This window comes from Intestinibacter sp., assembly GCF_051866655.1.
In the GTDB taxonomy this organism is placed as follows: domain Bacteria; phylum Bacillota; class Clostridia; order Peptostreptococcales; family Peptostreptococcaceae; genus Intestinibacter.
On record NZ_JBJDXL010000458.1, the window covers coordinates 1 to 2,658 of the forward strand.

Genomic DNA, 2,658 nt, shown 5'->3' on the forward strand with positions numbered 1-2,658 from the left:
GGAAGATGTTAGCTTCGAAATAAAATAGATTGATAAAAGAGGATATTTGTCGATATCCTCTTTTGTCTGTTTAGTTTAAATATTATTTTAAGTCAAATCCAAAATTTTCGAGCTCCTGTTTTAATAAATTTATATTTGAAGCCTCCATATGGCTCAGTGGAAGCCTTAAATTACCGACATCCATACCAAGCAAATTCATAGCAGTCTTCACAGGAACTGGATTTACCTCGACGAATAGAGAATCTATTAAAGGCTTCATATTTAGCTGAAGCTCCCTTGATTTTTCTACATTCCCAGATAAAAAGCTATATACCAAATCATGGCTTTCTCTAGGACATATATTTGCCAGAACAGAGATCACGCCATCTCCACCTAGTGATAAAAGTGGCAGAGTAGAGTCGTCATTCCCTGAATATATTGAAAAATTATCGTCGACTAATCTTGCTATTTCAGCCACTTGAGCCATATCACCGCTCGCTTCTTTGATTCCCACTATATTTTCCACACCATAAGCTAATTCAGCGACTAATTTAGGTGATAAATTGACACCTGTTCGAGATGGGACGTTGTATAAAATTATTGGAATTTCTACACTTTGGGCGATTTTCGTGAAATGAGCCTTTATACCTGATTTATTTCCCTTGTTGTAGTAAGGGTTTATGATTAGAAGTCCATCGGCGCCGAAATTTTCAGCGATTCTACTCAACATGATAGAGTGTTCTGTGTCGTTTCCACAAGTGCCGGCAATCACTGGTATTCTCTTATTTACAGCGTCGATGACACATTTAATTGCAGCTACATGTTCCTTGTCATCTAATGTGCTAGCTTCACCAGTTGTACCACACACGACTATGGCATCGGTATTGTTTTTTATATGAAACTCTACTAATTCTTCTAGCTTATCGTAGTTGACTTTATTTTCTTTAGTAAAAGGCGTGACTAAAGCCACTGCAGATCCTTGAAATAACATAAAATTCCTCCTATCCAAAATATTAAGCAACGAGATATGTAGATTGCCTATTAAAATTATATTCTCGTGAATTTTATATTATTAATATTACTCAAAAAAATAGAGATATTGTGCTAAAACCAGCACAATATCTCGTTTTTGAGTATACTATTATTTTCTATTTAAAATTTATAAATCTATTCTAACTCGTCTAAATTTTCATTTACTTTATCTAAATATGATAAGTAATTACAGAATATAACGTCGAAGAAATCCTCATCCAAATCGTCTATATACCATTTATTATCTTTCTTTGCACAGTCTATTTTTACTGTTTTTGTAGCGAAAGTTTCTTCGACTTCAGATTCAGAGCTATTTAGAGTTTCGATAAATAAATCTTCTATTTCATCTTCGCTCATTTCCTTACCAGCAAAGGCTTGAGAAATTGCTTCTTCAAATGCTTTAGAAAATGCATCTTCAAGCACGTCAGTTCCATCGATATATTTGAAATCTACAGTTACAACAGCGCTATCTCCATCGACTTCAGCACCCTTGATTTCATAAGTCATTTTTGCTGCATTTTTTCTAAAATAATCTAAATACTCATTTAATGAATCCTCTGATTCCTCACCTGTTATTTCATCGAAAGACTCTTTTAAGTCAGGATTCATGCTTTCTGACATTTTTTCAAGGTTTAATTCTTGAGTATTCTTTAAAAATACATCTACAGTATCTTCTGGCTTAGCTGAGCTACATCCAACTAAAGAAATTACAAAAATTGCGGCTAAAATAATACTAAATAATTTTCTTTTCATTTTTTCTCCCTCCAATAAATTAATATAGAAAATCTCGATTGTGTATTTTTTATATAAAGATTTTCTTATACATATTATACAGTATTTTTAAATAAAAAAATATATTGAGATAAAAACAATACATAAAATGGTAGAGAATATAATTTTGTTAGTGTATAATTATATAGATAATACAATTATAAAGGGAGGTAACTTAATGAAAGAACAAGTTGCAGCAGTATTAGATAAAGTTAGACCAGTACTACAAAGAGACGGTGGAGACGTTGAATTAATAGATGTTGCTGATGATGGAACTGTATTAGTAAGATTACAAGGTGCTTGTGCAGGTTGCCCAGGAGCTACTATGACATTAAAAGCTGTTATAGAAAACCTATTAGTAAAAGAAGTACCAGGTGTAACTAGAGTAGTTGGTGTTTAATAAATGAAAAAAGAGCAAACAAAGTCATTTTGTTTGGCTCTTTTTTTGTTTGAAAATATATTATTTTAAAGTAACCTCCATTTTTACAGGATTGTGATCACTATATACAAATCCTTCATCTAATGTTTTAACAGAATTTACTTTTATATTTGAAGATACTAAAAATCCGTCTATAACGTAGTATTGAGTATTTTCACTTTGCACATCGTATGGTTCGTTTAAAAGTCTTGAAGTAGGTGTTGAAGCATCGTTTACAAAGCTAAAATCACTTCCAAAATAATCTTCGTTTATAAGCTCAGCCTCGAAGTAATCTGTGTTCTTAACTGGATATAAATCTGGGTCCACATTGCTAAAGGATTGGTTAAAATCTCCGCCGGCGATGCAGTAATTTCCCTTTTTATATTCTTCTTTTAATATATCCGCAAGTACCTTTGTTTGGATGTCTTTGCTCTCTTCATCTGCATATGCCTCTAAGT

General features: G+C 32.4%; 4 protein-coding genes. 1 reads left to right on the top strand and 3 read right to left on the bottom strand.

What is annotated here, in order from left to right:
- Positions 1–82: 82 nt before the first annotated feature.
- Positions 83–970: a 4-hydroxy-tetrahydrodipicolinate synthase gene (gene dapA, locus ACI3VO_RS13715; protein WP_439758457.1), complete on the bottom strand. Its 888-nt coding sequence runs from the start codon at positions 968–970 to the stop codon at positions 83–85.
- 176 nt (positions 971–1,146) lie between these two features.
- The gene (locus ACI3VO_RS13720) at positions 1,147–1,764 is read right to left on the bottom strand and encodes a DUF5105 domain-containing protein (RefSeq protein WP_439758458.1); all 618 of its coding nucleotides are present in this window, start codon (positions 1,762–1,764) and stop codon (positions 1,147–1,149) included.
- A 196-nt stretch (positions 1,765–1,960) separates the two neighbouring features.
- Here ACI3VO_RS13720 and ACI3VO_RS13725 point away from each other — a divergent pair, with 196 nt between their 5' ends.
- Entirely contained in the window at positions 1,961–2,182 is a 222-nt protein-coding gene (locus ACI3VO_RS13725) for a NifU family protein (protein ID WP_320924641.1), read from the top strand.
- 60 nt (positions 2,183–2,242) lie between these two features.
- Here the strand turns inward: ACI3VO_RS13725 and ACI3VO_RS13730 are convergent.
- Positions 2,243–2,658: endonuclease/exonuclease/phosphatase family protein (locus tag ACI3VO_RS13730; RefSeq protein WP_439758459.1), on the bottom strand; the 416-nt coding region annotated here is incomplete at its 5' end.